General features: G+C 64.7%; 26 protein-coding genes and 1 pseudogene. 13 read left to right on the top strand and 14 right to left on the bottom strand.

The annotated features are described in order from the left end of the window. Positions 1 to 28: 28 nt before the first annotated feature. The 3 genes from P8T11_RS05495 to P8T11_RS05505 all read right to left on the bottom strand — a co-directional run bounded on the left by P8T11_RS05495 (position 29) and on the right by P8T11_RS05505 (position 3,572). The gene (locus tag P8T11_RS05495; RefSeq protein ID WP_268077884.1) at positions 29 to 973 is read right to left on the bottom strand and encodes a SphA family protein; all 945 of its coding nucleotides are present in this window, start codon (positions 971 to 973) and stop codon (positions 29 to 31) included. Between the two features lie 214 nt (positions 974 to 1,187). Continuing rightward, complete coding sequence (locus P8T11_RS05500; protein WP_268077883.1) at positions 1,188 to 2,762, bottom strand: TerC family protein; 1,575 nt, start codon at positions 2,760 to 2,762, stop codon at positions 1,188 to 1,190. 369 nt (positions 2,763 to 3,131) lie between these two features. Then, positions 3,132 to 3,572 carry a hypothetical protein gene (locus P8T11_RS05505; RefSeq protein ID WP_268077882.1) on the bottom strand — a complete coding sequence of 147 codons (441 nt, stop codon included), beginning with the start codon at positions 3,570 to 3,572 and terminating at the stop codon, positions 3,132 to 3,134. Between the two features lie 116 nt (positions 3,573 to 3,688). Here P8T11_RS05505 and P8T11_RS05510 point away from each other — a divergent pair, with 116 nt between their 5' ends. The 3 genes from P8T11_RS05510 to P8T11_RS05520 are packed head-to-tail and all read left to right on the top strand — an operon-like array spanning position 3,689 to position 7,186. Further along, a complete protein-coding gene (locus P8T11_RS05510; protein WP_268077881.1) occupies positions 3,689 to 4,483 on the top strand; it encodes a gluconate 2-dehydrogenase subunit 3 family protein in 795 nt (264 codons plus the stop codon). Continuing rightward, positions 4,476 to 6,242 (top strand): GMC family oxidoreductase, encoded by a 1,767-nt coding sequence (locus P8T11_RS05515; protein ID WP_268077880.1) that lies wholly within the window; start codon positions 4,476 to 4,478, stop codon positions 6,240 to 6,242. The genes P8T11_RS05510 and P8T11_RS05515 overlap by 8 nt, the downstream gene beginning before the upstream one ends. Positions 6,243 to 6,244: 2 nt before the next feature. Continuing rightward, a complete protein-coding gene (locus tag P8T11_RS05520) occupies positions 6,245 to 7,186 on the top strand; it encodes a c-type cytochrome (protein WP_268077879.1) in 942 nt (313 codons plus the stop codon). Between the two features lie 73 nt (positions 7,187 to 7,259). On the opposite strand, the gene P8T11_RS05525 is transcribed toward P8T11_RS05520, so the two are convergent. From P8T11_RS05525 to P8T11_RS05535, 3 genes are all read right to left on the bottom strand, one after another. Further along, entirely contained in the window at positions 7,260 to 8,366 is a 1,107-nt protein-coding gene (locus tag P8T11_RS05525) for a DUF748 domain-containing protein (RefSeq protein ID WP_268077878.1), read from the bottom strand. Between the two features lie 220 nt (positions 8,367 to 8,586). Continuing rightward, entirely contained in the window at positions 8,587 to 8,781 is a 195-nt protein-coding gene (locus P8T11_RS05530; protein WP_050444732.1) for a hypothetical protein, read from the bottom strand. A gap of 178 nt (positions 8,782 to 8,959) precedes the next feature. Then, the gene (locus P8T11_RS05535; protein ID WP_268077877.1) at positions 8,960 to 9,865 is read right to left on the bottom strand and encodes an EAL domain-containing protein; all 906 of its coding nucleotides are present in this window, start codon (positions 9,863 to 9,865) and stop codon (positions 8,960 to 8,962) included. Between the two features lie 292 nt (positions 9,866 to 10,157). Between P8T11_RS05535 and P8T11_RS05540 the strand changes: the two genes are divergently transcribed. Next, complete coding sequence (locus P8T11_RS05540) at positions 10,158 to 12,305, top strand: FUSC family protein (RefSeq protein WP_268077876.1); 2,148 nt, start codon at positions 10,158 to 10,160, stop codon at positions 12,303 to 12,305. A 111-nt stretch (positions 12,306 to 12,416) separates the two neighbouring features. Next, a complete protein-coding gene (locus P8T11_RS05545; protein ID WP_268077875.1) occupies positions 12,417 to 13,253 on the top strand; it encodes a universal stress protein in 837 nt (278 codons plus the stop codon). Positions 13,254 to 13,278: 25 nt separating this feature from the next. Here the strand turns inward: P8T11_RS05545 and P8T11_RS05550 are convergent, their stop codons facing one another. The 3 genes from P8T11_RS05550 to P8T11_RS05560 all read right to left on the bottom strand — a co-directional run bounded on the left by P8T11_RS05550 (position 13,279) and on the right by P8T11_RS05560 (position 14,791). Next, positions 13,279 to 14,235, bottom strand: a complete 957-nt coding sequence (locus P8T11_RS05550) for a 2-hydroxyacid dehydrogenase (RefSeq protein ID WP_268077874.1) — start codon at positions 14,233 to 14,235, stop codon at positions 13,279 to 13,281. Positions 14,236 to 14,427: 192 nt separating this feature from the next. Further along, a complete protein-coding gene (locus tag P8T11_RS05555) occupies positions 14,428 to 14,580 on the bottom strand; it encodes a DUF3309 domain-containing protein (RefSeq protein ID WP_268077873.1) in 153 nt (50 codons plus the stop codon). Between the two features lie 49 nt (positions 14,581 to 14,629). Next, entirely contained in the window at positions 14,630 to 14,791 is a 162-nt protein-coding gene (locus P8T11_RS05560; RefSeq protein WP_268077872.1) for a hypothetical protein, read from the bottom strand. Positions 14,792 to 14,984: 193 nt separating this feature from the next. On the opposite strand from P8T11_RS05560, the pseudogene P8T11_RS05565 reads away from it, so the two are divergent. Next, positions 14,985 to 16,066 (top strand): annotated as a pseudogene (locus tag P8T11_RS05565) (DNA topoisomerase IB). Here the strand turns inward: P8T11_RS05565 and P8T11_RS05570 are convergent. Beyond that, on the bottom strand, positions 16,052 to 16,303 hold the full coding sequence (locus tag P8T11_RS05570; protein ID WP_268077871.1) for a hypothetical protein: 252 nt from the start codon (positions 16,301 to 16,303) through the stop codon (positions 16,052 to 16,054). The pseudogene P8T11_RS05565 and the gene P8T11_RS05570 overlap by 15 nt on opposite strands. Positions 16,304 to 16,453: 150 nt before the next feature. Here P8T11_RS05570 and P8T11_RS05575 point away from each other — a divergent pair, with 150 nt between their 5' ends. Together P8T11_RS05575 and P8T11_RS05580 are read left to right on the top strand one after the other, a co-directional pair. Continuing rightward, entirely contained in the window at positions 16,454 to 16,786 is a 333-nt protein-coding gene (locus P8T11_RS05575) for a four-helix bundle copper-binding protein (protein WP_268077870.1), read from the top strand. 76 nt (positions 16,787 to 16,862) lie between these two features. Continuing rightward, positions 16,863 to 17,204, top strand: coding sequence for a DUF883 family protein (locus P8T11_RS05580; protein WP_268077869.1), 342 nt, complete (start codon positions 16,863 to 16,865; stop codon positions 17,202 to 17,204). Between the two features lie 120 nt (positions 17,205 to 17,324). Here the strand turns inward: P8T11_RS05580 and P8T11_RS05585 are convergent, their stop codons facing one another. Continuing rightward, positions 17,325 to 17,513 (bottom strand): CsbD family protein, encoded by a 189-nt coding sequence (locus tag P8T11_RS05585; RefSeq protein ID WP_268077868.1) that lies wholly within the window; start codon positions 17,511 to 17,513, stop codon positions 17,325 to 17,327. A gap of 170 nt (positions 17,514 to 17,683) precedes the next feature. On the opposite strand from P8T11_RS05585, the gene P8T11_RS05590 reads away from it, so the two are divergent. After that, a complete protein-coding gene (locus tag P8T11_RS05590) occupies positions 17,684 to 18,571 on the top strand; it encodes an SDR family oxidoreductase (RefSeq protein WP_268077867.1) in 888 nt (295 codons plus the stop codon). A gap of 11 nt (positions 18,572 to 18,582) precedes the next feature. Here P8T11_RS05590 and P8T11_RS05595 read toward each other — a convergent pair whose 3' ends face one another. Further along, positions 18,583 to 19,173, bottom strand: a complete 591-nt coding sequence (locus P8T11_RS05595; protein WP_268077866.1) for a hypothetical protein — start codon at positions 19,171 to 19,173, stop codon at positions 18,583 to 18,585. Between the two features lie 143 nt (positions 19,174 to 19,316). On the opposite strand from P8T11_RS05595, the gene P8T11_RS05600 reads away from it, so the two are divergent. Together P8T11_RS05600 and P8T11_RS05605 are read left to right on the top strand one after the other, a co-directional pair. Further along, positions 19,317 to 19,586, top strand: coding sequence for a hypothetical protein (locus P8T11_RS05600; protein ID WP_268077865.1), 270 nt, complete (start codon positions 19,317 to 19,319; stop codon positions 19,584 to 19,586). Positions 19,587 to 19,609: 23 nt separating this feature from the next. Further along, complete coding sequence (locus P8T11_RS05605) at positions 19,610 to 19,897, top strand: DUF378 domain-containing protein (RefSeq protein WP_268077864.1); 288 nt, start codon at positions 19,610 to 19,612, stop codon at positions 19,895 to 19,897. 30 nt (positions 19,898 to 19,927) lie between these two features. Here P8T11_RS05605 and P8T11_RS05610 read toward each other — a convergent pair whose 3' ends face one another. Together P8T11_RS05610 and P8T11_RS05615 are read right to left on the bottom strand one after the other, a co-directional pair. Further along, on the bottom strand, positions 19,928 to 20,149 hold the full coding sequence (locus tag P8T11_RS05610) for a hypothetical protein (protein WP_268077863.1): 222 nt from the start codon (positions 20,147 to 20,149) through the stop codon (positions 19,928 to 19,930). A 96-nt stretch (positions 20,150 to 20,245) separates the two neighbouring features. Further along, entirely contained in the window at positions 20,246 to 21,628 is a 1,383-nt protein-coding gene (locus P8T11_RS05615) for a sigma-54-dependent transcriptional regulator (RefSeq protein ID WP_268077862.1), read from the bottom strand. A 261-nt stretch (positions 21,629 to 21,889) separates the two neighbouring features. Here P8T11_RS05615 and P8T11_RS05620 point away from each other — a divergent pair, with 261 nt between their 5' ends. Together P8T11_RS05620 and P8T11_RS05625 are read left to right on the top strand one after the other, a co-directional pair. Next, positions 21,890 to 22,834, top strand: coding sequence for a sigma-54 interaction domain-containing protein (locus tag P8T11_RS05620; RefSeq protein WP_268082440.1), 945 nt, complete (start codon positions 21,890 to 21,892; stop codon positions 22,832 to 22,834). 182 nt (positions 22,835 to 23,016) lie between these two features. Next, positions 23,017 to 24,435 carry an RNA polymerase factor sigma-54 gene (locus tag P8T11_RS05625; protein WP_277550797.1) on the top strand — a complete coding sequence of 473 codons (1,419 nt, stop codon included), beginning with the start codon at positions 23,017 to 23,019 and terminating at the stop codon, positions 24,433 to 24,435. Positions 24,436 to 24,502 lie beyond the last annotated feature (67 nt).

Consider the following 24,502-nt stretch of genomic DNA (forward strand, 5'->3'; position numbering starts at 1 on the left):
AGGAGGGGCAGGTCCGGTTATTACAGGCTTAGAACACCACTGTGGCCGTGCCCATCACCGTGCTGGTGCTATCCAGCCGGTTCGTGCTGCTGATGGTCGGCACCCAGCGCAGGCTGAGCGACAGCGAACGCTTGTCCGCCAGTTTCCTGTCGTAGGTAACGATCGGGCCCAGTGCCCAATCCCTGCCCTTGAACCCATTCAGCCGGTCGGCGGTGGGCCCGTCGTCGCTACCCAATTGCTGTTGGGTGCCCAGGATCAAGCCCGCGCTGACGCCATTGCTGAAGGTTTTGCGGCCCATTACGTCCCAACTGAAGACGGGGGCATTGCGGTAATCGGTAGCGTTGTTGCGCGTGTAGAACTGCACGCCCGCCACCGTGTCGATCTGGAAGCCGGATTCCGGAAATATCTTGGTGTAGGCCACCTGCGGAATGAAGGTCCAGTTGTTCAAACTGGGGTTGGCCATGTCGTCGGCGTTGTACTTGCCGGTGGGCGCCCAGATGTTCAGGCTGAGCGCCATGTGTGAGGTATCGGAAAAATGGTAGCCGGCGATGATGGGCGAGAAATACAGGTCGAAGAGACCCGACGCGGTGTCGCTATTGCCAACCGACCGGCCGCCCGGCCCCGTAAGGGTGGAATTCACCTTGGTCCAGACGTAGGGCAAGGTGAAGCTGGAGGCAAAGTTCCACGGCCCCGGGCCGGTATCCCAGGTTTTCAGGACAGTGGCCAACGTGAACGCTACCTTGCCGTTAAGCCCCAGCGACGTGCGCCCCGCCACCGGCACTTCGCGGCTACCGCCGATCTTGCCGTCCAGGTAGATCTGCGCAAAGTTCACGGCCCAGATCGGTTCGGGTGACACGATGCCCGCGTTGGGCTGCACATTGGTGCCGGTAACCTGCCGGCCCAGCGCGCCTTCCGTGGCAAAGGCGACGCCTGGCAAGGCCAGGGCCAGCAGCGAAGCTCCTACGCGCCGCATACCCGAACTTCCAACACGCCCACCCCAACCATCACACTGCCCATGCTGCTGTTCTCCACAAGGAATAACAAAAATGCAAAGACGCGCCGTCGATCTAGGAACAAACTTTAAACAAGCCGTGCTGGAAAATCAGGATAACTAAAAAGCCTTTCGCAATATTCTCACAGAGTTTTGCTTTGCCCAAGCTTGGCGTTACCAGGGAAAGTGCCCGCTATTATGCTTGCGTCCCCAGTTGGCTTTCCGGTCGGGCATGCACTTGATGAATACGCAGGCCGTCGCGGCGCGTGACCTCGAAATTCCATTCATGCAGGCGGATCGTGTCGCCGGCGTCGGGCAGTCGGCCCACCGCGCGCAACAGGCAGCCCGCCAGCGTGGCATCCGGGGAGTCCTCGACCAGACCAGGCTTGCCCAGCAAGCGCGCTGCCTCGCCCACCGACAAACCACCTTCCAGCAACCATGAACCGTCCGACAACTGCAACGCTTCGGGCTGGTCTTCGCTGTGTTCAGGCAGCTCGCCGCCCACGGCGGTCAACACGTCCATCGGCGTAACCAGGCCTTCGCAGACCCCGTGCTCGTCCACCACGATCAGCATGTGGTCGCGCGTGGCGCGCAGTTCTTCCAGCACCTTCAACACCGGCGTCGTCTCCATGACGTAGCGCGGTTCGCGCGCCAGCTCCACCAGGTCGATGGGGCCGGGGTTGCTCAATAGCGGCAACACATCCTTGAAGTGCAATACGCCCAGCACGTTGGAGGCATCGCCCGCGCAGAGCGGCAAGCGTGAATGGCCGCTGGCGAACTTGCGCACCACGGCCTCGGACGAATCCGCCACATCCAGCCAGACCATGTCGCCGCGCGGCACCATGATGGAACGGACATCGTGCCCGCCCACGGAAAGCACGCGCTCGATCATGGAGCTTTCTTCGGGCGCGAAGGCGGGCTCATCGCCCGCGCTGTCCACCAGCGCCACCATCTCGTCGGCCTGCTGGCCGGGTTGGCCGGCGCGGCCGGTATGCAGCAGGCGCAACACGGCTTGCGCGGTGCGCTGGCGGCGGCCCAGGGCATGCGTGCCCTTGGCGCGGTTACGCCGGGCCAACTGGTTGCACAGTTCGATCAGAATCGAAAAACCGATGGCGGCGTACAGGTAACCCTTGGGCACGTGGAAGCCCAGGCCTTCGGCAACCAGGCTGAAACCGATCATCAGCAGCAAGCCCAGGCACAGGATCACCACGGTGGGGTGACGACCCACGAACGCCATCAACGGACGGCTGGCCACCATCATGACGGCCATTGCCAGCACCACGGCAATCATCATGATGCTGAGTTCCTGCACCATGCCGACCGCGGTAATGACCGAGTCCAGCGAAAACACGGCGTCCAGCACGACGATCTGCAGGATGACCTGCCAGAAGATTGCGTGCTGCGGCTTCTGACCGGATTCGTGGCCAGCGCTGCCTTCCACGCGCTCATGCAGTTCCATCGTGCCCTTGAAGAGCAGGAACAGGCCACCCAGGATCAGGATCAGGTCGCGCCCGGATATCTCGCTGCCCCAGACGGTAAAGAGCGGCGCCGTCAGCGTGACCACCCAGGCAATACTGGCCAGCAGGCCCAAGCGCATCACCAGCGCCAGGCTCAGGCCGATCATCCGCGCCCGGTTGCGCTGCTCGGGCGGCAGCTTGTCCGCAAGAATGGCAATGAACACCAGGTTGTCGATGCCCAGAACAATTTCAAGAATCACCAGGGTCGCCAGGCCTAGCCAGGCGGTGGGGTCGTTCATCCAGTCAAAAATCATTATTCGTCCGCGGGTGTCGGGCGGACGCGCAACATGGCGCCGCCTTGCTGAAGGAGGAAAGCATGGAAATTCAAGGGGGAATGGGGAATGCGGGGCGGCGCGCGGCACGCAACTTGCGGCGGCGCGGCGGCGATGGAGTTTGAAGCCGCGCGACCTGTAGATGCCAGGGCGCGCTGGCGGATAGAAAGAAAAGGCGGGCGCCGGAGCGCCCTGCTAGGAGGGGGTTCTTGAGTCATAAAAGGCCGTGTTTACGGGGCTGCCTACGCAACCGCGGTACGCAAACACCGCCGGGCTCTCGTTCTTACAGGAAACTGAATAATACCTGAAACAGGTGTGCCCGCTGTCCACGGCCCGGCCCTGCCCGGCGCCTCAGCGTGTATCCGCACTGCCACCCGAGCCGGACGACGCGCCCGATCCAGGCATGCCGGTGCTGTCCGGCGCACCCGTCTTGCTGCCAGAACTTTTGCCGCCGCCGCGCGTATCCGCATCGGGGGCTTTCGGGCGCGGGCTGGCATCCCCCGGGCTGACATCCCCCTTGGGCGGAGCATTCGAGTCTTCGGACCGGGGCTTCGACGTTCCGGTCGTTTCTTCATTGGCAGGCATTTTCTTCTTGTCCGGGTTCAGCGTTCCTGGCACAGGCTCGCGAATGACGTTGGGCGGAGCCATCTTTTTGTCTGCCGTGGGCATGGGCATGGAAGGCGGCGGCGCGGCCTGCGCAACCAGTGTGGTCTGGGTGGTCTGCGCGGTGGTGGCATGCCAGGGCAATACCGCCAACATGGCGGATATCAGTAGCAGTTTGTGGCTTTTCATCGTTGTCTCCCAATTAAGAACAGTGACAAACTAAGCGCCAACGGATAACGAGTTGCTGCGGGGTCTCTATCAACTGCGGGGCAAGTGGCGTGCCTGCCCCAAAACTGGAGCGATGCATGGACGACCAATCCTCGAATGACGGTGCCGGGTCCGACCAGCCGGTCGCAAGCCGGCGTGGGCTGCTCAAGGCCCTGGCGGTGGGCGTGCCCGGCGCCGCCTGGGCCGCCCGCGCGGCAGGCGCACCCGCGGCGCCCGCCCCTGCCGCCGGCAACCCTGAAGGCCAGGCGGCCCTCTCGCCGTCCGCTGACCGCACCCTTCGGTTCTTCAACGCTCAGGAAGCCCAGGCGATGGACGCCATCGCGGCGCGCTTGATACCCGCCGACGATTTAGGCCCTGGCGCCAAAGAGGCCGGCGTCACCTATTTTCTTGATGGTCAGTTGGCAGGCGCCTGGGGCGCGGGCAGCCAGTTCTATCGACAAGGGCCGTTTGAAAAAGGCACACCCGAGCAGGGCTACCAGTTGTCATTCACGCCGGCCGAAATGATCCGACGGGGCTTGGCCGCGCTGGACGCGGCGACCCGCAAGCAAGACGGCAAACCCTTTGCGGAACTTGATGAAGCCAGGCAGGACGCCTGGCTTCATGACTTGCAACAAGGCAAAGTCGATTTTTCCCCCCTGCCGTCCGACATTTTTTTCCAGGCATTGCTGGATGGCACCGTCGAAGGCTTCTTTTCCGACCCGCTCTACGGCGGCAACATCGACATGGTGGGATGGAAGCTGGTGGGGTTTCCCGGCGCCTATGCCTCCTTTTCCAACGATATCGAACGCCACGGCGTGATCTGGGCGGGCAAGCCCGTATCCATCACCAACGCGGTAGGCCACAAGATGAAGTCGGGAGACGGACATGGCTAAAACGCTACCTCCCGTGGACGTAGCCATCATCGGCGGCGGCTGGACGGGTTCCATCATCGGCAAGGAGCTGGCTGCGGCCAAGCAACGCGTGGTGGTGCTGGAACGCGGCCAGGCGCGCTGGCCCTCGCCCGATTTCCAGGGCCCCAACGTGCATGACGAACTGAAGTACGCCCGCCGCCACGAACTGCACCAGGACGCCGCCACCGAAACGTTCACGTTCCGCAACAGTACGGACCAGAAGGCGCTGCCCATGCGCCGCTGGCAGTTTGCGTATCCGGGCACGCACCTGGGCGGCGCGGGCAACCACTGGTCGGGCGCGTACTACCGCTTCGACCCCACCGACTTCCGCATCCGCAGCCATTACACCGAGCGCTATGGCGCGAAAATTTTCGACAAGGAGCTGAGCTGCCAAGACTGGCCGGTCAGCTATGACGAGCTGGAGCCCTATTTCGACCGGTACGACTACTTGATCGGGGCCTCCGGCCAGGCCGGCAACATCAAGGGGCAAAAGCAGGAAGGTGGCAACCCCTTTGAACCCTGGCGCTCGCGGCCGTATCCGAATCCGCCCATGAAGGTGCCCTACGCGCCCGCGCTGTTCGGCGAAGCCGCGCGCAAACTGGGCTATCACCCCTACGTGCAGCCCTCGGCCCTCTGTACGCGCCCCTATGTGAATTCCGAGGGCCTGCACATGAGCGCCTGTGTGTACTGCGGGTTTTGTTCCAACTTCGGCTGTGAGCATTTCGCCAAGGCTTCGCCGCAGGTCTGCATCTTGCCAGTGGCCATGAAGATGGAGAATTTCGAGATCCGCACGGGCGCGCACGTGCTGCGCGTGGAACTGACGCCGGACAAGAAGCGCGCGCGCGGCGTGACCTATGTGGACGCGGCGGGTGAAGAGGTTTTCCAACCGGCCGAGATTGTGGTGCTGTGCGCCTTTGGCATCAACAACGTGCGCCTGCTGCTGCTTTCCGGCATCGGCAAGCCTTACGACCCCGCAACCGATACCGGTGTCGTGGGCCGCAACTACACCCACCAGACCACGTCGGGCGTGAACCTGTTTTTCGACGAGTCGATCAATATCAACCCGTTCATGGGCGCGGGCGCGGTCGCCGTGACCATGGACGATTTCAGTGCCGACAATTTCGACCACGGGCCGCTGGGCTTCGTGGGCGGCGGCTATTTGCAGATCCAGGTGGTCAGCGGCGCGCCCATCGGCTTTCACCCCACGCCCAAAGGCACCCCCACCTGGGGCGCCGACTGGAAAAAGGCCGTCAAGCGTTACTACAACCATTCGGCTTCCATCACCATCACCGGGTCCGCCCAACCCTGGCGCGGCGGCTACCTGAGCCTGGACCCCACCTACAAGGACGCCTGGGGCCTGCCGCTGCTGCGCATCACCTACGACTTTCCGGACAACGACATCCGCATGTCGGCGTTTCTTACCGACAAGGGCGACGAGATCGGCCGCGCCATGAAGGGCATCGTGCGCACCGAGCCCGGCCCACGCAAACGGCCATTTACCGCTACGGCCTACCAGTCCACCCACCTGACCGGCGGCGCGGCCATGGGTGACAACCCCGACACCAGCGTCGTCAATCGTTACGGGCAAAGCTGGGACGTGCCGAATGTGTTCGTGACCGGCGCGGCCTTATTCCCGCAGAACTCGGGCTACAACCCGACAGGCACCGTGGGCGCCACCGCCTACTGGATCGTCGAAAAAATCAAGGCGGACTATCTGCGTTCGCCGGGACCGCTGGTGTGATCATGATCGAACATCGCAAAGGCATATCCGTCGCCATCCTGCTGATCATGGCGCCGCCCTTGGTCACGTTGATCGCCACGGCGCACCAGATGATCGGCACGGGTGGCGATGGCCTGATCCGCGCCAGGGCCGTCACCGCATCGGCGCCGCCCGCGACACCGTCACCCGCCACGCCTGGCACGCCCGCTGCGCCCGCCACGCCTGCCACGCCTGCGGCGCCTGGCCCGGCGGCAGCCCCCCAGGCGGCGGCGCCACCATCCGCGCCGACAGCGTCCGCGCCACCCAAGCCCGCCACACCCGTGCCCGGCCGCAGCGCGCAAGATTTCAGCGCGTCGCGCCCCGAATGGGAGAAATTCCTGCGCGATGCCGACCCGCAAGCCGGCAAGCAGCTTGCCGCCAACGGCAAGCCCGCGGCGGGCGTGCAGGCTTGTGTGGCCTGTCATGGGCAAGCCGGCATCACGCCCACTGGCGGCATCTTCCCGAACCTGGCGGGCCTGAGCAGCGAATACCTGGCCAAGCAACTGGCCGACTTCCGCAGTGGCTCGCGGGTTCAACCGCTGATGAATACGGTGGCGCGCGCACTGACCGAGCAGGAAATCGGGCAGCTTGCGGCCTACTACGGCAGCCTGGCCGGCCCACCAATGCATGTGGGCGAATTCGGCGGCGAAGCGGCGCGCAAGCTGGATGTAGAAGGCGACGGCACGCGTGCCCTGCCCGCTTGCGCCAATTGCCATGGCCTGCGTGGCATGGGTGAAGGCCCGTTGCTGCCGCGCCTGGCCGGGCAGTCCCGGGAATACTTCATCGACCAGATGAACGCCTTTCGCAGCGGCTCGCGGCAGAACGATGATGTCGGCGTCATGCGCGCGTTTGCGCAGCGCCTGACCGCTGGCGAGATCGAAGCCTTGGCGGCCTACTACGCGGGGCCCGCGCCCAAGCCGCAATAAGCCGTTGACCTGGGTCGGGCCGCGTTCACCTGCATTCGCCGGGGTTCGCCCGTGTGCACACTCAGGCGGTGCGTCACTTGCCGGGGCTGGGGCTGAGCAGGTCCGACAATGCGTCGCCCAGTTCCTTGACGGCGCCGCTCACGCCCTCGGCGGCGCCCTCCGCGCCCACGCCGATGGCGCGTCCGAAGCCCTGCGCCACTTGTGCGGTGAAACCCCGGGTGACCGAGAATTTGGGGTTGTCCAGACTGCCGCGCAAGGCGAATTCGAACCGCAGCGCGCCGGTCTTGTCCTTCATGGCGGCCAGCACCGCCTTGCGGGGCAGCGAAAACACCGAACCGTCACCGCTGAACTTCAGGTCACGCAACGCCACGACGCCCGAGGCGCGCAGGTCACGCTTGGCGATGGCGGTGGTCATGTCCAGGTCCATCGCGCCGCCCGTCAGCGTGCCGGTGCCGTTTTCCGCCAGGTATGGCGCCGCGTGGCGGACATCCATATTGCGCACCGCGATTTTCATTTCTGAATCGGTACCGCCTATGGCTACCCAGCCTTGAGCGCGTACGGTTGACTCGCCGTTGCGGTTGTCTTCCACATCGCCGGCGAATTCGATATTGCTGCGCGCGCCGTCGCCGGGTATGACCACGGGACTCAATCGCGCCCGCACGTTCTTGAAAGGAATACGGTGCGCCGGCGCGGCCACGGCGGCATCCACGAAATCCAGGCGTCCGTCGCGCAGCACCAGCTCGGCGATTTCAATTGGCATGCGGCCGCGCGTTCGGCCCTCGCCCGCTTGCATCGCCGTCTTCAACGCCGGAGCAATCTGCATATCGCCGTCGTCGGTGCGCACCACGGCAAAGTCGAAGCCCTGGATGACGACGGTATGGAACACCGCCTCGTGCCGCAGGAAACCGCTCCACTTGGGTTCAAGGACGACCCGCTTGGCACGCGCTTCGGCTTGGCCCGCGGCGCCCGGCACCAACACGTCGGTCAATACCACCTGCCGGAATCCAACCTGAACATCGCCCACCTGGCTGCGCGGCCCCAACAAGCTAGAAATACGTTGTTCGACGATGCGAACGCCAGCAAATGCAAGAATCGCCGCCAGCGCAAGCAGCATCAACAGCACCGCCAGGGTGGTACCCAGGGCGGAGCGCTGGCGCGGTGCGGGGGCAGGCGAGTTCATGAGCAATCCTGGCTACGGTCAACATCGTCAGAGGGCATGGCCAATGCGCATGGTCAGAGCGCATGGTCCGAGATAAGGCAACATATTTCAATGGCCGAAAAGGATGATGGCAGCAAACCAGCGCCCCAAGCAAATGGCCCCGGCCGCGCCGTCAAAGGGCGAGGCCGGGGCCGTCGGGACGCGCGCTGCCGGTATGCGGTCTCAAGGCGCAATCAAGAGGCTAGCGTTGCGTCTTGTTTTGCTGGCCGGGGTTCTGGCCCTGCTGGCCTTGACCCTTGTCGATCTGCTGGCCGGGTTGTTGCCCCGACTGCTGACCCGGTTGCTGGCCCGATTGTTGGTTGCGGTCCTTGGGGTTTTCCTGGGCCTGTTGCTTTTGCGGCTGCTTTTGCTGATCGGGCTGGTTCTGATTGGACATTACAAGTCTCCTAGAGGGCGGAAGAGTTCCGCTGGACTTGCAGTCGCAACTGGCGTGCCCAAACGCCGAGCATGCACCGAAATAAGATCCCAATGAGAACGGGCTCGGCGTGGGCCAGCGTTCGTGTCGCAGCGGTTCGGGACGCGGCCGGTCCGGTAAGAATTACCGGGTTGGTCGGTTACTGCGTGGTCACGCGCACGGGCGGGCCGGGTTCAGCGTCAGCCCCGTCAAACGCCTCGATCCAGGACGACGCATAGCTGGCGGAGGCGGCCAGCGGCGCCCCGCCGTCGCGTTGCGTACGCAGCCGCAGCATCAGTTCGTCCAGCGTCATGGGTCGGCCCAGCGCAAAACCTTGGCCGTAGCGGCAACCCGCAGCCCGCAAGGCGGGGATGTCGGCCACGTTCTCGACCCCTTCGGCTACCACGCGCCACCCCATGCGCGTTGCCAACTCGGCGGCGCTGCGCAGCACTTCGAACGCCACCGCGCTACGCCGCATGCGCGTCACAAAGTACTGGTCGATCTTGACTTCTGAAAGCGGAATGGCCGACAGCAGCTTCAATGAGGCATGGCCCGTGCCGAAATCGTCCAGGCTGACTTCGCAGCCGGCGTCCTCTAGCTTCATGAGCGACGCGCGCAGAACATCAAGGTCCTTGATGGGCTGGTCTTCAGTTAGCTCGACACGCACCAGCGACGCCGGCAGCTCGGCCGCGCGGATACGGTCAAGCAGGAAGGCGACCGAGCGGTCATCGGCAAGCGTCGTGGCCGGCGCGTTGATCGCGATGGGCACCGCGACGCCCATCCGGCGCATGGTCAGCAGCACATCAATTACGCGCAGGCAAACGCGCTCGAACAGTTGCTTGTCCATGCCCATGCGATTGACGGCGGGAATGAACTCGGCCGGCATGACCAGCCCAAGGCGCGGATGCTGCCAGCGTGCCAGCGCCTCGGCCGACACGATCTTTCCGGTCAGCAAATCCATCTGGGGCTGCAACAACACACGCAGCCCATCTTTTCCTGCAATCATGGCGGCGATTTCATCATCGCTGACCACCGGGCCTGTGGAAGCCTCGTGATTCGGCGTCATGTCTACGCTCCTCGCATGTCCCTGGATAAGGCCTGCGCTGTCCGGGCGCAGATAGGGACACATTGGGACATGAGTTCACTCTTGGCTTGCCGCTATTGCGCCGCCGATATAACCGGTGACGCCGTCGCACCTGTTTTTTTATGCCATTTTGCGCAATTGTTCCAGGCAAATTTGCGTGCATTCGCCCGTTAATTCAGATTAATGTAACCAGCCGTATACGCCAACCGCCTTGTCGACATGCTAGGGTTTGCGTCCTGCGCATTCTCTGCCTGACTTCTGCCGTATTTCCAGCGTGACAAAACTGCTATCCCTCTGGCGCGCCTCGCTGCGCAACGTGCTGTGGCTGGATGCCCTGCAAGCCGCCGCCATCAGCGCGGCGCCCGTCATCCTGGCCGTGCTTGCGCATGAGCCCCGCCTGGGCTGGACCGCCATCGCCGCCTTCTGGGCCTGCTTCGGCGACCCCGGCGGGCCGCTACGCCAACGCGCCGGCTCCATGCTGGCGCTGGGACTGATCGGCGCCCTCTTCTGTTTCCTGGCCAGCGCCAGCGCCGACCACCTTTGGCTGCTGCTGCCGCTGACGTTCGCCTGCTGCACTTTCGGCGGGCTGCTGCGGGTACTGGGGCCCGCCGCGGCCATTGTCGGCACGCTGCTGTCGGCGGGTTTCGTGGTGGCGGCGGAACTGCCCGCGCCGACGCTGGCCGAAAGCCTGTCCTACACCCTGTTCTTCCTGGCCGGCGCGGTCTGGGCCATGTTGATGACAGCGCTGGTCTGGCGCAGGCGCCCCTGGAAAGACGCGACGCACGCCGTGGCGCACTGCTATCGCGGCCTGGCGGACTTTGCCGATGCCTTGGCGCGCATGTATTCAGGCCTGACGGTGTCGGGCGTGACCCCTGCCGGCGGGCCGCAAGCCTGGACGGCCGTTACCAAACCGCAGCGCAGCGCACAGCGGGCGGCGCTGGAAGCCGCCCGCGTGCGCATCCGTGAAGTGCAGGACACCCGACCGTCGCGCCGCGCACGGGCGCATCAATTGATGTATCTGCTGGACAGCGCCGAAGACAGTTTCATTGCGCTGGTCGCCGCGGCCGACCTGCTGGAATCCAACGCGCCGCGCTGGCTGGGCCGCAGCGCGGGCGCGCATCTGTCGCACGCACTGCACCGCTACGCGAGCGTCTGCAACGCCATCGCCAGCACGTCGGACGTCAGTGACGCCAAGCAGGCGCAATGCCTGCGGGAACGGCTGGCGCACTTCAGCGCGGGCCTGCACGACCTGCGCGGCGGCGCCATGGCCTATGCGCCTGATCTGGCCACGGTGGTGCCGGTGCTGGACCGCATGCTGCAGACGGCCCAATCCGTCATGCAGGCCCTGTTCGACCAAGGCGACGCGCCAACAGCGCCGATTCAGGCCCCAAGCCTGGCAAGCCGCGCCCGCCAGGCCGGACGCACCCTGCGCCAGAACCTGGGCGTGGAATCGGATGCCTTCCGCCATGCCTTGCGCGTGGGCGTGGGCGCGACGATCGCCGTGGCGCTGTCCAAAACCTTCGCCGTGAACCACGGCTATTGGATGTCGCTGACCCTGGTGTTCATTCTGCAGCCTTACTTCGCCACCACCTGGCAGCGCACCTTGGAACGGGTGATCGGCAGCGTGGCGGGCGCCATTGGCGCGTCATTGCTGGGCTTGTTGCTCACCACACCGCTGTCCGTGGCCCTGGCGGTGCTGCCCATCGCGCTGGGCACCTTCGCCGCCCGCACCATCCATTACGCCCTGTTCACCTTCTTCCTGACCTCGCAGTTCGTCCTGGTCAGCCACATCCAGCAACCCGAAATCCATGAACCCATGCTGGCCGCGTTGCGCGCCTTCAACAGCGTGCTGGGTGGCATCCTGGCCTTGCTGGTCGGGTTTCTGGTGTGGCCTGAAAAAGAGCCGCGCCAATTGGCCGACGCCTTGACTCGCGCCCTGGCGCGGCATGCCGCCTACGTCCTGGCGCTGATCCGGCTGAAAAGCCATGCCAAGGCGGATACCGCCGCCGTCGACATTGTTGGCCTGCGCCGCCTGGCCTGCCTGTCGGCCGACAATGCCGAAGCGTCCTTGCAGCGGCTGCAACAAAACCCGGTGCATCGTGACCGCAAGGTCGACACCGCCGTGAACCTCTTGAACGCGATGCGGCGCATTACCGCCGCCGGCACCGTCCTGGAAATCCAGGCGCCCTTGCCGCCCGAGGCCTCAACGGCAGCCACGGCGCTGCAAGCGTACGGGCTGGTCCTGGCGCACGCCTTGCACCCGCAGGACAACGCACCCGCTGCGTCCCCGCGCCAATTCGCGGTACCGGCCGCGGTATTGTCGGCCGACCCCGCGCTGGCCGGTCCGCTGGACCGCATCGCCCAGCAGGCACGCCAGGTGCGGCAATTACGCGACCGCGTGGAGAAGGAAGCGCCGCGTTAGCCAGCGATCACGCCGTCCACAAAAAGTGATAGTGGCTTGACGTGCGTCAAGGATCGGCCCGCCGGAACGCGCAACCATGGTCACATGGGACGCTTATCAAGGAGGCCCGCCATGTACCGACGCATTTCCGTCCACCTGGACCACGGATTCGATTGCAAACGCCGCACCGCATTGGCGCTGGCGCTTGCCAGACAGCATCAGGCGGATCTGGTCGGCATTTATGCCAGCGCCGCCCCGCCCCAGTATTACTACGGCGAATCCGTGCTGATGTCGCGCACCCTGGAAGTCATGAAGGGATTGCAGGCGCAGAACCGGGACGCCGTACAAAACGCCTTCCTGGAGGCCGCCGCCGCTGCCGATGTGCCCGCCGTGGTGCGCGCGGGCGACGCCGCGCCGAGCGCCACCGTTGCGCTGCACGCGCGCAGCAGCGATCTGGTCATCGTCAGCCAGTTCAACCGCGACGACGTCGAAGCCGCGCACGAAACCGAGTTCGTGGAACAGATGCTGCTGACCGCCGGCCGGCCCGTGCTGGTGCTGCCGTCAAGCGGTGATTTTTCCGGGGTCGGCAACCGGGTGCTCTATTGCTGGGACGGCAGCCGGGAAGCTGCCCGCGCACTGGCCGACGCCGCGCCCGCCCTGCACCTGGCCTCGCATCTGGTGGTGCTGACCATGGACGAAGGCGCCAGCGTTGACAAGCAAGAAGGCGTGCCCTTTGAAGACCTGGCCACCTACTGCGTGGCGCACGGCATGCCGGCGCCAGAGCATGTGCACCGCGCCATCAAGGGAGTGGGCGTGGGCAGCACCATCCTGAACGCCGTCGCCGACCACAGCGCCGATTTGATCGTGATGGGCGCTTACGGTCACAGCAAGTTCCGCGAATGGGCCATGGGCGGGGCCACCGCGTCCATTCTGAAAAGCATGACCGTGCCGATCATGTTCTCGCACTGAAGCGGGTGCGGCGCAGGCGGTCTGTTCAGGCCGCTTCCGCGTGCGCATCCCGCACCGGGGTCAGAACGGGCTTGCCGTCGAAATGCGCCGTGGCGTTTTGCAGGAACAGCGCCACGGTTGCGGCCACGGCCTCGGGCGAGCGCCCCGCGCTATGCGGGGTCAGCACCACGTTGTCCAACTGCTTGAGCGCAGCGGGAATGTGCGGCTCGCCGTCCACCACATCCAGGCCCGCCCCGGCAATGCGGCGGCTGGCCAGCGCGGCGATCAGGGCGTCGGTGTCAACGACGCTGCCGCGCGCGATGTTCACCAGGTAGCCGTCGGGCCCCAGGGCTTGCAGCACGTCGGCATCCACCAGATGCCGCGTGCCCGCGCCACCCGGCGTGGCAATGACCAGGAAGTCCGACGCGGCGGCAAGCGCGCGCGGGTTGTCGAAATAGGTGTAGCCCGATTCCGGGCGCGGCCGCCGGTTGTAATAGCCGACGCGCATGCCGAACCCGTTTGCACCCCGGCGCGCGATTTCAAGGCCGATCGTGCCCAGGCCCAGAATGCCCAGGCGCTTGCCCGTCACTTGCGGCCCCATGAATCCGTTCCAATGCCCTTGGCGCACCCAGGCGTCGGCCTGCGGCAGATGGCGGGCGGCGCCCAACAGCAGCGCCATGGCGTGGTCGGCCACCGATATGGCATTGGCGCCCGGCCCGTTGGTGACCACGATGCCGCGCGCGGCCGCCGCGGCAAGATCAATGTTCTCGTAACCCACGCCCAGCGAACAGACCAATTCCAGCTTCGGCATCGCGGCAATCTCGTCGGCGCGCAGGCCGGTGGCGCCGCGCGTCAGAACGATGCGGATATCACCAGCGTGGTCCTGAATGGCTTGTTCACGGGCTCTGTCGGTGGGCGCGTAGAGGGGCTGAAAGCCGCGCGCCTGGATCTCGGGCAGGTAGTCCTGCACGCTGTCGATCAAAATCAGTAGGGGAATGGTCATGTTGCTGCTGCGGGGTGGCGGGGGATGATGGCGGCGAACTAACGAGTTCCAGCCAAAAGCAAAGGCGAGGAAATCTTACGCCTGAGGCCCCGCACGCGCCACCCGCCGTCCAGGCAGCGGCCATTCCTTGCAAAAGCTGGCGGCCCGGTCCAGCGCGGCGCCGCCGGGCTGGACCGGGCCGCCATCAGAACGCTATAAGCGCCCCGTCAGCAGCATCACGATCAGCACGATCACGACAATGCCAAGCAGGCCGCTGGGGTAATAGCCCCAGCCTTTACTGTGCGGCCACGCCGGTACAGCGCCGATAAGCAGCAGGATCAGAATGATCAGCAGGATGGTCGACATGATGACTCCTCGTCGTTATTGATTCGAATTGTTGAGTGGCAAGCGGGCATCAGCGCTTTGGCGGTTCAATTTCCTTGACGGGCGGAGATAGCGGCGGCAGGTCCACCTCAGGCTCGTCGGTGTCCGGATCCACCGGCAGGTCTCCCGGCGGCGAGCCCGGCGGAATGGGCTCGGGTTTGGGCGGCACGTGTAGATACTGTGTGGCTTGCATGGCACTCTCCTGTAGGGATCATTCGCGGGCCCCGCCATACCGCACGGGTCCGAAACAATCGATTCGCGGACATTTGTCGCTGGACACCCTTCAGCAAGCGCCGTGCCCAAACTTTCAGCTTGCCGAAAGTGACATCCAGGCACAGCGCTTGCTACTGCTGCGCCCGCTGCGCGCGCCACTTTCCGGAGACAGCATGGCCACCCGCCCCCCAATTGCCGACGCAACGCCTGCGGCCGTTGATCCCCCCTTGGTCTATGTGGATGACACCCTGCCGGGCTATCGCCGCGTGCGGGTCAATGGCAGCACCTTTCACTACCTGGATACGGGCGGCAAGCGCATTACCGCCAACGCGGAAATTGAACGCATCCATAAGCTTGCGATCCCGCCCGCGTATGAACACGTGTGGATCTGCCCCTGCCCCATGGCCATCTTCAGGCTACCGGCCGCGACGCCCGTGGCCGCAAGCAATACCGGTATCACGCGGCTTGGGCGGCGTTGCGCGACGCGGGCAAATACCAGAACCTGCTCGCCTTCGGGCAGGCGCTGCCGCGCATCCGGCGCCGCGTGGCGCGCGACATGCGGGCGCGCGGACTGACGCAGGACAAGGTGGTGGCCACGCTGGTGCGCCTGTTGGAAACCACCTTGATCCGTATTGGCGCGCGCGAATATGCGCGGTCCAACAAATCATATGGCCTGACCACGCTGACGCGCCGCCACGCCACGGTGGCGGGCAGCAGTTTCCGTTTTCGGTTCGTGGGCAAGAGCGGCGTACCGCACGACGTCACGGTCCGCGACCGCCGGGTGGCGCGCATCATCAAGCGCTGCATGGAGATTCCGGGGCAGCAACTGTTCCAGTACCTGGACGAAGACGGCGCCAAGCATCCAGTGGACTCGGGCGCGGTCAATGCCTATTTGCGCGCGGCGGGCGATGGCGATTTCACCGCCAAGCATTACCGCACGTGGGCCGGTTCCGTGATGGCCTAAGCGGCGTTGCAAGGCCAGCCCCTGGAGAGCGCCACGCAGGCGCGCCAACAGGTGGCCGATGTGATCAAGCAGGTATCCAAGCGGCTGGCCAACACGCCCGCGGTGTGCCGAGCGTGCTACGTGCACCCGGCCGTGCTTGAAGCCTATCTGCAGGGCATGTTGCCGCCAAAGGGACGCGCGCCGGATGGCCCTCGCGGCCTGCAGGCCGATGAAAGGCGCCTGCTGGCGTTTCTGCGGGACCTGCCGCCCATGGACACGCCCGCGCCGCCCCAAGCTTCAAAGCAAGTGTGAGCGGGCATTCTTCGCGCGGGGCTGCGGCTTGCTGCCATCCGCCCAGTTCGATTCGGTCTTGTTGTCCACCACGGCACGCTTGTCGCGCGCGGCTTCGTCAGGGGTGGAGGCGTCTGGTTTGACCGGTTGTTTCGGCACATCGACGGGGCCGCGTGGCGGCAGTATCTTTGCGGAGTCATCGGTGCCGGCCGCCTTGTGGGCGGCGGTGTCGGGTTTCGAAGCGGATCGGGATTTCATGACACTGCCTCCTGTCTGGTTTCGAACTTTCATCCTACGGCCGCCAGCGACGCGAAACCGAGGTCAGTATCTTCAAATTGCAAGCGGATGTGCCCGGCGCAGGCCGGGCGCGCCTTTGCCAAGCACCCTGGGCACTCACAAGGAGATGCAATGCGAGACCCAAACTTCGAGCAATGTGTGCAAGCCTGCTACGAATGCGCGGTGGCTTGCGACCAGTGCGCCGCGGGGTGTTTGGAAACCAACGCCACGCGGATGAAGCGCTGCATCAGCCTGGCGACGGATTGCGCCAGCGTTTGCCGCCTTTGCGCCGCCATGCTGGCGCGCGACGGCGAATTTTCCACCGCGCTTTGTACGCTCTGCGCTTTGGTTTGCGATGCTTGCGCCCGCGCTTGCGCGCCTTACCAGGACGTGGAGCATTGCCAGATCTGCGCCGGCGCTTGCCTGGCGTGCACTCTGGCTTGCCAGGACATGCTCGAGGCTTGACGCTTCGACACGCCACGCGGCCGCACGGGCAGGCCAGCGTTGGCGCCTACCCAGCCCGATTGCCAGGAGCTTTTCGATGGCCTCTACGAACACCCCTTTGCCTTCCGACTTTCCCGAGAACGGCCCGGACAATCGTGGGTCGCGCAGCCGCGCGCGCCATCCGGAAAGTTGGATCGACGAGATCGAAGCCACCTTGCGCGATGCCGACCCAAGCGACCTGGACGCACTCAAGGAGCGCTTGGCCGATCAGTTGGCCGCTACCCGGCGCAGCCTGCGTGATGCGTCTGACAACGCCGGCGATCTGATGCGAGAAACGATCGATTGCACCGAGGAATATATCCACGCACGCCCGTGGCAGGCCATCGGGCTGGTGGCTGGCGCGGCGTTCTTGTTCGGCGTCGTCGTCGGACGCCAATAACAATCAACAAGCACCGCGCCAACCGGGTCCGGACCGGAGGCCTCGGCCGGATCTCGACCGAGTCCGGACCGAGGCAGGCGCTGGGTTTCAAACCCGGTTTTCAGGCCTTGCCCTTAATTTTCAGGCCTTGCCCTTGACCTTGTCCTCCACCTTTTCCTTCGCATCGCCATAGGTCGCCTGCGCCTTGCCCGCCACTTTCTGTGCGGTGCCCTTTGCCTCGGTGGATTCGCTGCCTGTTGCCTTGCCGGCCACTTCCTTTACCTTGCCGGTGGCTTCTTCAACTCTGCCCTTCACCTGGTCCTTGTTCATGGTTGTCTCACTTTCATCGCGTTGACGGAATGCCGGCGCCATGGTCGGCGCCGGTCAACCCTGCGCTCGCAAGTGACGTGCCCAAACGGCCGCGCACGGCCATCCGGGAACAAGGTTTGCTCCCTGCCATGCCAAGGCGCGTTCCGCGCCAAGTCACAAGGAGCCTAGCCATGAGCAAGCCGAAGAACACTGACACGGGCGCCCGCCCGCACCCCACCCCGCCCATGCCCGGACAGCATCTGGAAAAGCCCGGCAATGAATCGGACATGGTGCTCAAGCCGCAGTACCAGGCACCCGGCTACGAAGGCAGCGGCAAGCTGAAGAACATGGCCGCCATCGTCACAGGCGGTGATTCGGGCATCGGTCGCGCGGTCAGCGTGTTGTTCGCGCGCGAAGGCGCCGACGTTGCCGTCGTGTACCTGGACGAACATGAAGACGCGGAAGAAACTCGCCGCGTGGTCGAAGCCGAAGGCCGGCGCTGCCTGCTGATACCGGGCGACGTGCAAGACCCCAGCTTTTGCAAGGACGCGGTCGCGCAAGCCGTCAAGGATTTCGGCAAGCTCGACATCCTGGTGAACAACGCGGCCTATCAACAGCACACCGAAACGCTTGCCGAGATCAGCGACGACAAATGGGACAAGACCCTGCGCACCAACATCACCGCCTATTTCTACATGGCGCGCGCGGCGCTGCCACACTTGAAGACCGGCGCGTCCATCATCAACACCGGCTCCGTGACCGGGCTGCGCGGCAGCGCCAAGCTGTTGGACTATTCGTCGACCAAAGGGGCAATCCACGCGTTCACGCGCTCGCTGGCCGCCAACCTTGCGGCTGACGGCATACGGGTGAACGCGGTTGCGCCCGGCCCTGTCTGGACGCCGCTGAACCCGGCGGACCAAAGCGCGGAGGCCATCAAGGAATTCGGCAAGAAAACGGATTTGGGTCGGCCCGCGCAACCCGAAGAGATTGCGCCCGCCTATGTGTTTTTGGCGGCGCCAGTCTGCGCCAGCTATATCACCGGCATCGTGCTGCCCATCACCGGCAGCGCGGGCGACTGATCACCCTGGCGTCAGGGCGTTGGCGCAGGGGCCTCGACGGTCTCGGGTGGGATCAACGGGTCAAAGTCCTGCCACTTGCCGTCACGCCATCGACCTTGCGCGCGTTCGATGTCATGCCCGCCAGACTCGCGCAGCACACGCCGGGCCAAGGCCTCCTGCTCGGTCGACACATGCAGCGCCAACATGACGCCAGCCTGTCGCACGGCCGGATGGGATTCCTGCACCACTGGTGTCATCGAGCTCTTGCGCCGGCCCCGGCCCACAACCCACATGGCGCCGGCCAACGCGCCGATGTACGCGCCCACGCCGGCGGCGGCGATAACAATGAATATGGATGCCGCCATCTGGGCGGCGATTGCCCCGCCCAACAAGGCAAACAGCAGGCCCAAGGCCGATGCGCCCGCCACCGCGCCCACGTGCCCGCCCTTGGCGTCCGGGTCCGCCAGGCGGTCTCCCCCGAGCGGATAGCGCGAGTGCTCTCCTGCCGTATTGATGTAGAACGTATGAACGTCCTCTTCGGTAAAACCTTCCTTGAACAGGTTCTGCGTGGCGACGGAGGCCTGGTCAAACGTCTGGAACCTTGCGGCAACGATCAAAGACATAGCGTTCTCCCGTGTGCGGACAGACGCATGCCAGCAACTGGCATACCCGCGCACGTCGGCACGGCATTTGCTGAATTGTCCGAAGTGCGGTGCAGCCTCAGGACTGCCCCCCACCCTCTTTTGCAGCCACACCGGAGACCGTCATGCCCGCGACCTCACCCCCCGATATTCGGCACCCCGACGACAGCGGCCGCCCCGATCTGGGCCCCAGCGATTCGTCCGATTCCGCCAGCGACCTGCCTCCAAGCCGAACGCATACCGATAGCGACTCGCAAGCGACCGGCGAACGGGAAAGCGTTGATCCGGACCTGCGTGACGACGACGGCGACGACATCGCGCCCGACCACGTCACGGACGCCGACGACGCGGGCGTATCCCATACGCCGCCTGACCCGGTTCGCAATGGCGGTTGATCCCACGCACCCACAATCGGAGCATGCCAACCATGGACGTGTCGGGCAAAAGTGAAAATATTTCAGAACATCAAGAAGATTTTTCCGCGCGCCCGATAGGTCGCGCACGTGAACTGTCCTTCCTGGATTGGACCGCGTTGATCCTGGTGGTGGCGGGTGGCTTGAATTGTGGCTTGATGGCCGCCGTCAACCTGGATGTCTTCGCCAAGATCTTTCCCGAAGCCGCGGTGCGTGGCATTCAGGGCTTGATCGGGCTGGCCGCCCTGCATTGCGTCGTCATGCTGTTCCGATGGGGAGACGAACCGGGCTGAATGCCCGGCGCTCCTTGCTTGCCCGCCCTTCTAGTTACCCGACTTGCGGGTGCCCGGATACTGACCACCTTCCTCGAACTCTGGCCCGCGCGTGTGGGGCTTTTTGTCCGCCGGACGCTTGGCGGGCTCGCGTGCTTTCCCGTATCCCGGTTTATCCGCGCCAAACTGACCGCTGTCGCGCGCGGCTTCGGATTCGTCCTTGGGTTCGTTCGCTTTGGAATTCCCCGGATCCTGCTCAGTGTGCTGCGTCATCTCGTTCTCCGTATCGCGTAATGCGCCACCTGGTTGCGCAAGTGGCATGCCCGGGCTAGTGGACACGCCACGGCAAATAGCAGGCTGCGGACACGGTCAAGCGGCATTCCTGGAATCGCGCGACCCGGCGTCATCGCTGGGCAGCACGATTCCGGCGGCCGCGTATTCTTCCAGGCGGTTGTAGAGCGTCTTGGGGCTGATGCCTAGCATCAGCGCGGCCTGCTTCTTCACGCCATTGCAGCGTTCCAGCGTGGCCAGGATCAGGCGCCGATCCGCTTCCGCCAGCGTCTCGCCAACGGGCACACTGACTTCATCGCCCGCCCCATCGCCAGCTGGCGATACTTGCGGCACCAGCATGTCCACGCCCAGCACATCGCCATCGGCCATGATGAAGGCGCGGCGCACGAAGTTCTTCAGCTCGCGCACATTACCCGGCCATTCGTACTGCTTGAGCACTTCCGCGGCCTCGGGTGAAAACGCCTTGCTCTTGCCGGACTCCTGGTTTTGCGCCTGTAGAAAACGGCGCGCCAACAGCAGGATGTCATCGCCGCGCTCTCGCAGTGGCGGCAATTCAATCGGAAAGACGCTCAGTCGGTAATAAAGGTCTTCGCGCAGCTTGCCTTCCTGCACGGCCTGTTCAGGATTGCGGTTGGTGGCCGCCACAATGCGGATGTTGCAGTTGATCTCGCGATTCGTGCCCACCCGCATGAATTGCCCGGTTTCCAGCACCCGCAATAGCTTGACCTGCAGGTCCAACGGCATCTCGGTCACTTCGTCCAGGAACAGCGTGCCGCCGTCTGCCCGTTCGAAGTAGCCCTTGTGCTGACGGTCGGCGCCCGTGAAGCTGCCGCGCTCGTGCCCGAACATTTCGCTTTCGATCAGGTTCGGCGAGATCGCCCCACAGTTGACCGCAATGAACGGCCGCTGGCGGCGCGTGCTGAGTTCGTGGATGGCATGCGCGGCTAATTCCTTGCCGGTGCCGCTTTCGCCGATCAATAAGGTCGTGACGTTGGTGGGCGCGACCCGCCCGATCTGGCGATAGAGCTCGACCATGCGCGGCGACTCGCCGTACAGCTTGCCAAAGCGGCCAGGTTCCTCGAAGGGCATGCCAGGGACTTCGCCGCCTGCGTTCGTCACGACGCGCGTCAAGATTTCGTTCAGCCGTTCCATGCAGATCGGCTTGACCAGGAAATCGCTTGCGCCCAGGCGCAAGGCCTGCACCGCGTAATCCACGGTGCCATGGCCCGTCATTACCACGACTTCGGCGCTGGCCACGGCCGCATTCTTGAAGATGTCCAGACCGTTGCCCCCTGGCAAGCGGACATCGGTCAACACCAGATCCGGCGCTTGCCGTTCCAGCTGTATCAGCGCATCTTTGATGCTGCCTGCCACTGCCACCGAAAAACCGCAGTCGCGGCCCATTTCGGCCAGTGTTTCCCGGATCGCGTCGTCGTCGTCGACGACAAGCAGATGAGGCATAGCTTCTCCGTGTAGACGTGCGGTATAGGTGAATATCGTCACGCATTTGTCAGTACGAGCATAGACAGTCTGGCCGCATAATGCGTAAACAATCGATACTGTCGACTAAAGTTTTCGAATACTTGCAACTGGTCGCAATCGCGCGGCGTACGCGCCACTACGATTGTGCAGTCGCGTTAGGCCCCGGCGGCCCGAGGTATCAGTATGGCAAATCGCACCACCGCGCGGCGCGACAGTGCGCCCGTGTCCCCAGTTACTCCCATGGACGTGACCGGCATGTCCGCCGTCATGCAAAAATTGGCGACCCAACTGCAACTGGCGGCGGCGACAGACGCCAGTGTCTTCATCGTGGGAGAAAGCGGCTCGGGCAAAGAGATTATCGCCCGCGCGATCCACGACGGCAGCGACCGCCGTGGCGCGCCCTTCGTGGCCGTGAACTGCGGCGCAATCAGCGGCACCCTGGCGCACGCCGAACTCTTCGGCCATGAAAAAGGCAGCTTTACCGGCGCGGTGGCGCAGAACGCGGGCTACTTTGAATACGCCAGCGGCGGCACCTTGTTCCTGGATGAAGTCACGGAAATGCCGCCCGACATGCAGGTGCATTTTCTGCGTGTGCTGGAAGCCGGCACTTATCAGCGCGTGGGCGGCACGGATCTGCTGCGCGCCAACGTGCGCATCATTTGCGCCAGCAATCGCGACCCCGCCGTGTCTGTCGCCGATGGCCGGCTGCGCCAGGATTTCCTGCATCGCCTGCTGGTCATTCCCTTGCGCGTGCCGCCGCTGCGCGAGCGCGGCGATGACGCCGTGATCCTGGCCCAACAGTTCCTGGACGCCCTCAACACTCGGCACGAGACGCAAAAGACATTCTCCAAACGCATGCTGGAGGCTATCGCCCAGCATGACTGGCCAGGCAACGTGCGTGAGCTGCGCAATGTCGTCCAGCGCGCCTACATCCTGGCGGATACGCAGTTGGACGCCAACCTGCTCACCCGTCCCCCGGCCAGTCCGCAGGCCGAGCTGCGTGATGGCGGCATGAGTTTTCCCGTGGGCATGCCGCTGGACCAGGCGCAGCGCGCCTTCATCCTGGCCACCCTGGCCCATCATGGTGGCGACAAGCGGCGCACGGCAGAAACGCTGGGCGTCAGCTTGAAGACCCTATATAACCGCTTGGACGTCTACGAAAAGGAAGGCTTGGCTGACGGCTGAGCAGTTCTTACATTCCACTTGTAATACGGTGGCTGCCCCAGGCGACCGCCCCGTGTCCGCCCGCCCGCAAAACGGGCTGGCACGGATCTTGCATCAGTCTTGGAAGGTGCCGCCCTCTGGCGGCTTTCATCCAGGAGACTCGATTGGGCCACCCCTCGCAAGAATTGCGCCTGCGCCAACAAATGACGCTAGCGCCTCGCTTGCAGCAGTCTGTCAAGCTGCTGCAAATGTCGGCACTTGAGTTCACGACCGCGGTGGAACATGCGCTAGCCACGAATCCTTTTCTTGAGGATGGCGACGACCAGGACACCGAACCGGCATCGAACCTGGATTCGATCAAACCGGGCAGTTTTGGTGACGGTATCGAAACCGCCGGCGAGCCCGCGGCCGCCGCGCCCTCCCCGGAGACTGACGAACCCATGCCCGACGCGCCCGCGTATTCCGGCGACTACCCGACCCAACTGGCCAGCGGTGGCGACGGCAAGGACATGGGGCAATGGGTGTGCGCCACCGTATCCATGCGGGAACGATTGTCGGCGGACCTGGGCAACTATCACCTGGAGCCGCGCGACCGCCTGCTGGCCGAATTCATCATTGATGCCTTGGACGACGACGGTTACCTGCGTGTGCCCTTGACCAGCCTGTCCGACCCCGCCAACCCCGCGTTCAGCCCCCCGCCCGACGAGGGCGAATGGACCGCTGCCCTGCGCCTTGTGCAGCAACTGGATGCACCGGGCCTGGCGGCTCGCGACCTGACCGAATGCCTGTCGCTGCAACTGGCCGCCGCACAATCGGTGGCGCCGGTGGTGCGTGACCTGGCGTTGCGCATTGTGCGCGAACACCTGGACCGCCTGGGCAAGAACGACTCCGCGGGTTTACGGCGCCTGCTGGGGTCTTCCGACGATGCGATCCGCGAGGCCTGCGCCCTGATCCGCAGCCTGAACCCCAAGCCGGGCTCGCGCTACAGCGCCGAGGCGCCGGTCTATGTCGTGCCGGATGTGTTTGTCGACAAGTGGCACTCGCGCTGGCGCGTTCTGCCCAACCGCAACGCCATGCCGCAAGCGCGGTTGCACCGCACGTACGCGGACCTGTTCCGGCGCGCGCGCCTGGACGACCGCAGCCCGATGGCGCAAGAGCTGCAGGAAGCACGCTGGCTGGTGCGCAATGTCGAGCAACGCTATACGACGATCCAGCGCGTGGCGGAAGCCATCGTCAAGCGCCAGCAAACGTTTTTTGAGTATGGTGAAGTCGCGTTGCGTCCGCTGATGTTGCGCGAAGTGGCCGATGACCTGGACATGCACGAGTCCACCGTGTCGCGCGCCACCGTCGGAAAGTACATGGTGACCCCGCGCGGTGTATTCGAGTTTCGTCACTTCTTTTCGCGCGAACTCGCCACGGAATCGGGCGGCTCGTGTTCAGCCGCGGCCGTTCGCGCGCTGATCAAGGAAATGGTCGAAGCCGAAGATCCCGCGATGCCGTTGTCGGACGTAGCGCTGACCCAGCAACTGGCGGCCAGCGGCATTCTGCTGGCGCGGCGCACCGTGTCCAAGTACCGCGGACAACTGCGCGTGCCGCCCGCTGAACTGCGTAGGCAGCATTAAGGCCAACGCGCGCCCGGCCTGCGGGTCGCGGCCCGCCAGGCTGAGCACATAAAAAAAGGCTTCCCTC

The sequence above is a fragment of the Achromobacter spanius genome (assembly GCF_029637605.1).
GTDB classification, from domain to species: Bacteria; Pseudomonadota; Gammaproteobacteria; order Burkholderiales; family Burkholderiaceae_B; genus Achromobacter; species Achromobacter spanius_E.

Bases quoted from the DNA above. Each gene is read 5' to 3' on its own strand.
- P8T11_RS05495 (WP_268077884.1), bottom strand. From the start codon at position 973: ATGCGGCGCGTAGGAGCTTCGCTGCTGGCCCTGGCCTTGCCAGGCGTC.
- P8T11_RS05500 (WP_268077883.1), bottom strand. From the start codon at position 2,762: ATGATTTTTGACTGGATGAACGACCCCACCGCCTGGCTAGGCCTGGCG.
- P8T11_RS05505 (WP_268077882.1), bottom strand. From the start codon at position 3,572: ATGAAAAGCCACAAACTGCTACTGATATCCGCCATGTTGGCGGTATTG.
- P8T11_RS05510 (WP_268077881.1), top strand. From the start codon at position 3,689: ATGGACGACCAATCCTCGAATGACGGTGCCGGGTCCGACCAGCCGGTC.
- P8T11_RS05515 (WP_268077880.1), top strand. From the start codon at position 4,476: ATGGCTAAAACGCTACCTCCCGTGGACGTAGCCATCATCGGCGGCGGC.
- P8T11_RS05520 (WP_268077879.1), top strand. From the start codon at position 6,245: ATGATCGAACATCGCAAAGGCATATCCGTCGCCATCCTGCTGATCATG.
- P8T11_RS05525 (WP_268077878.1), bottom strand. From the start codon at position 8,366: ATGAACTCGCCTGCCCCCGCACCGCGCCAGCGCTCCGCCCTGGGTACC.
- P8T11_RS05530 (WP_050444732.1), bottom strand. From the start codon at position 8,781: ATGTCCAATCAGAACCAGCCCGATCAGCAAAAGCAGCCGCAAAAGCAA.
- P8T11_RS05535 (WP_268077877.1), bottom strand. From the start codon at position 9,865: ATGACGCCGAATCACGAGGCTTCCACAGGCCCGGTGGTCAGCGATGAT.
- P8T11_RS05545 (WP_268077875.1), top strand. From the start codon at position 12,417: ATGTACCGACGCATTTCCGTCCACCTGGACCACGGATTCGATTGCAAA.
- P8T11_RS05550 (WP_268077874.1), bottom strand. From the start codon at position 14,235: ATGACCATTCCCCTACTGATTTTGATCGACAGCGTGCAGGACTACCTG.
- P8T11_RS05555 (WP_268077873.1), bottom strand. From the start codon at position 14,580: ATGTCGACCATCCTGCTGATCATTCTGATCCTGCTGCTTATCGGCGCT.
- P8T11_RS05560 (WP_268077872.1), bottom strand. From the start codon at position 14,791: ATGCAAGCCACACAGTATCTACACGTGCCGCCCAAACCCGAGCCCATT.
- P8T11_RS05570 (WP_268077871.1), bottom strand. From the start codon at position 16,303: ATGAAATCCCGATCCGCTTCGAAACCCGACACCGCCGCCCACAAGGCG.
- P8T11_RS05575 (WP_268077870.1), top strand. From the start codon at position 16,454: ATGCGAGACCCAAACTTCGAGCAATGTGTGCAAGCCTGCTACGAATGC.
- P8T11_RS05580 (WP_268077869.1), top strand. From the start codon at position 16,863: ATGGCCTCTACGAACACCCCTTTGCCTTCCGACTTTCCCGAGAACGGC.
- P8T11_RS05585 (WP_268077868.1), bottom strand. From the start codon at position 17,513: ATGAACAAGGACCAGGTGAAGGGCAGAGTTGAAGAAGCCACCGGCAAG.
- P8T11_RS05590 (WP_268077867.1), top strand. From the start codon at position 17,684: ATGAGCAAGCCGAAGAACACTGACACGGGCGCCCGCCCGCACCCCACC.
- P8T11_RS05595 (WP_268077866.1), bottom strand. From the start codon at position 19,173: ATGTCTTTGATCGTTGCCGCAAGGTTCCAGACGTTTGACCAGGCCTCC.
- P8T11_RS05600 (WP_268077865.1), top strand. From the start codon at position 19,317: ATGCCCGCGACCTCACCCCCCGATATTCGGCACCCCGACGACAGCGGC.
- P8T11_RS05605 (WP_268077864.1), top strand. From the start codon at position 19,610: ATGCCAACCATGGACGTGTCGGGCAAAAGTGAAAATATTTCAGAACAT.
- P8T11_RS05610 (WP_268077863.1), bottom strand. From the start codon at position 20,149: ATGACGCAGCACACTGAGCAGGATCCGGGGAATTCCAAAGCGAACGAA.
- P8T11_RS05615 (WP_268077862.1), bottom strand. From the start codon at position 21,628: ATGCCTCATCTGCTTGTCGTCGACGACGACGACGCGATCCGGGAAACA.
- P8T11_RS05620 (WP_268082440.1), top strand. From the start codon at position 21,890: ATGGACGTGACCGGCATGTCCGCCGTCATGCAAAAATTGGCGACCCAA.
- P8T11_RS05625 (WP_277550797.1), top strand. From the start codon at position 23,017: ATGACGCTAGCGCCTCGCTTGCAGCAGTCTGTCAAGCTGCTGCAAATG.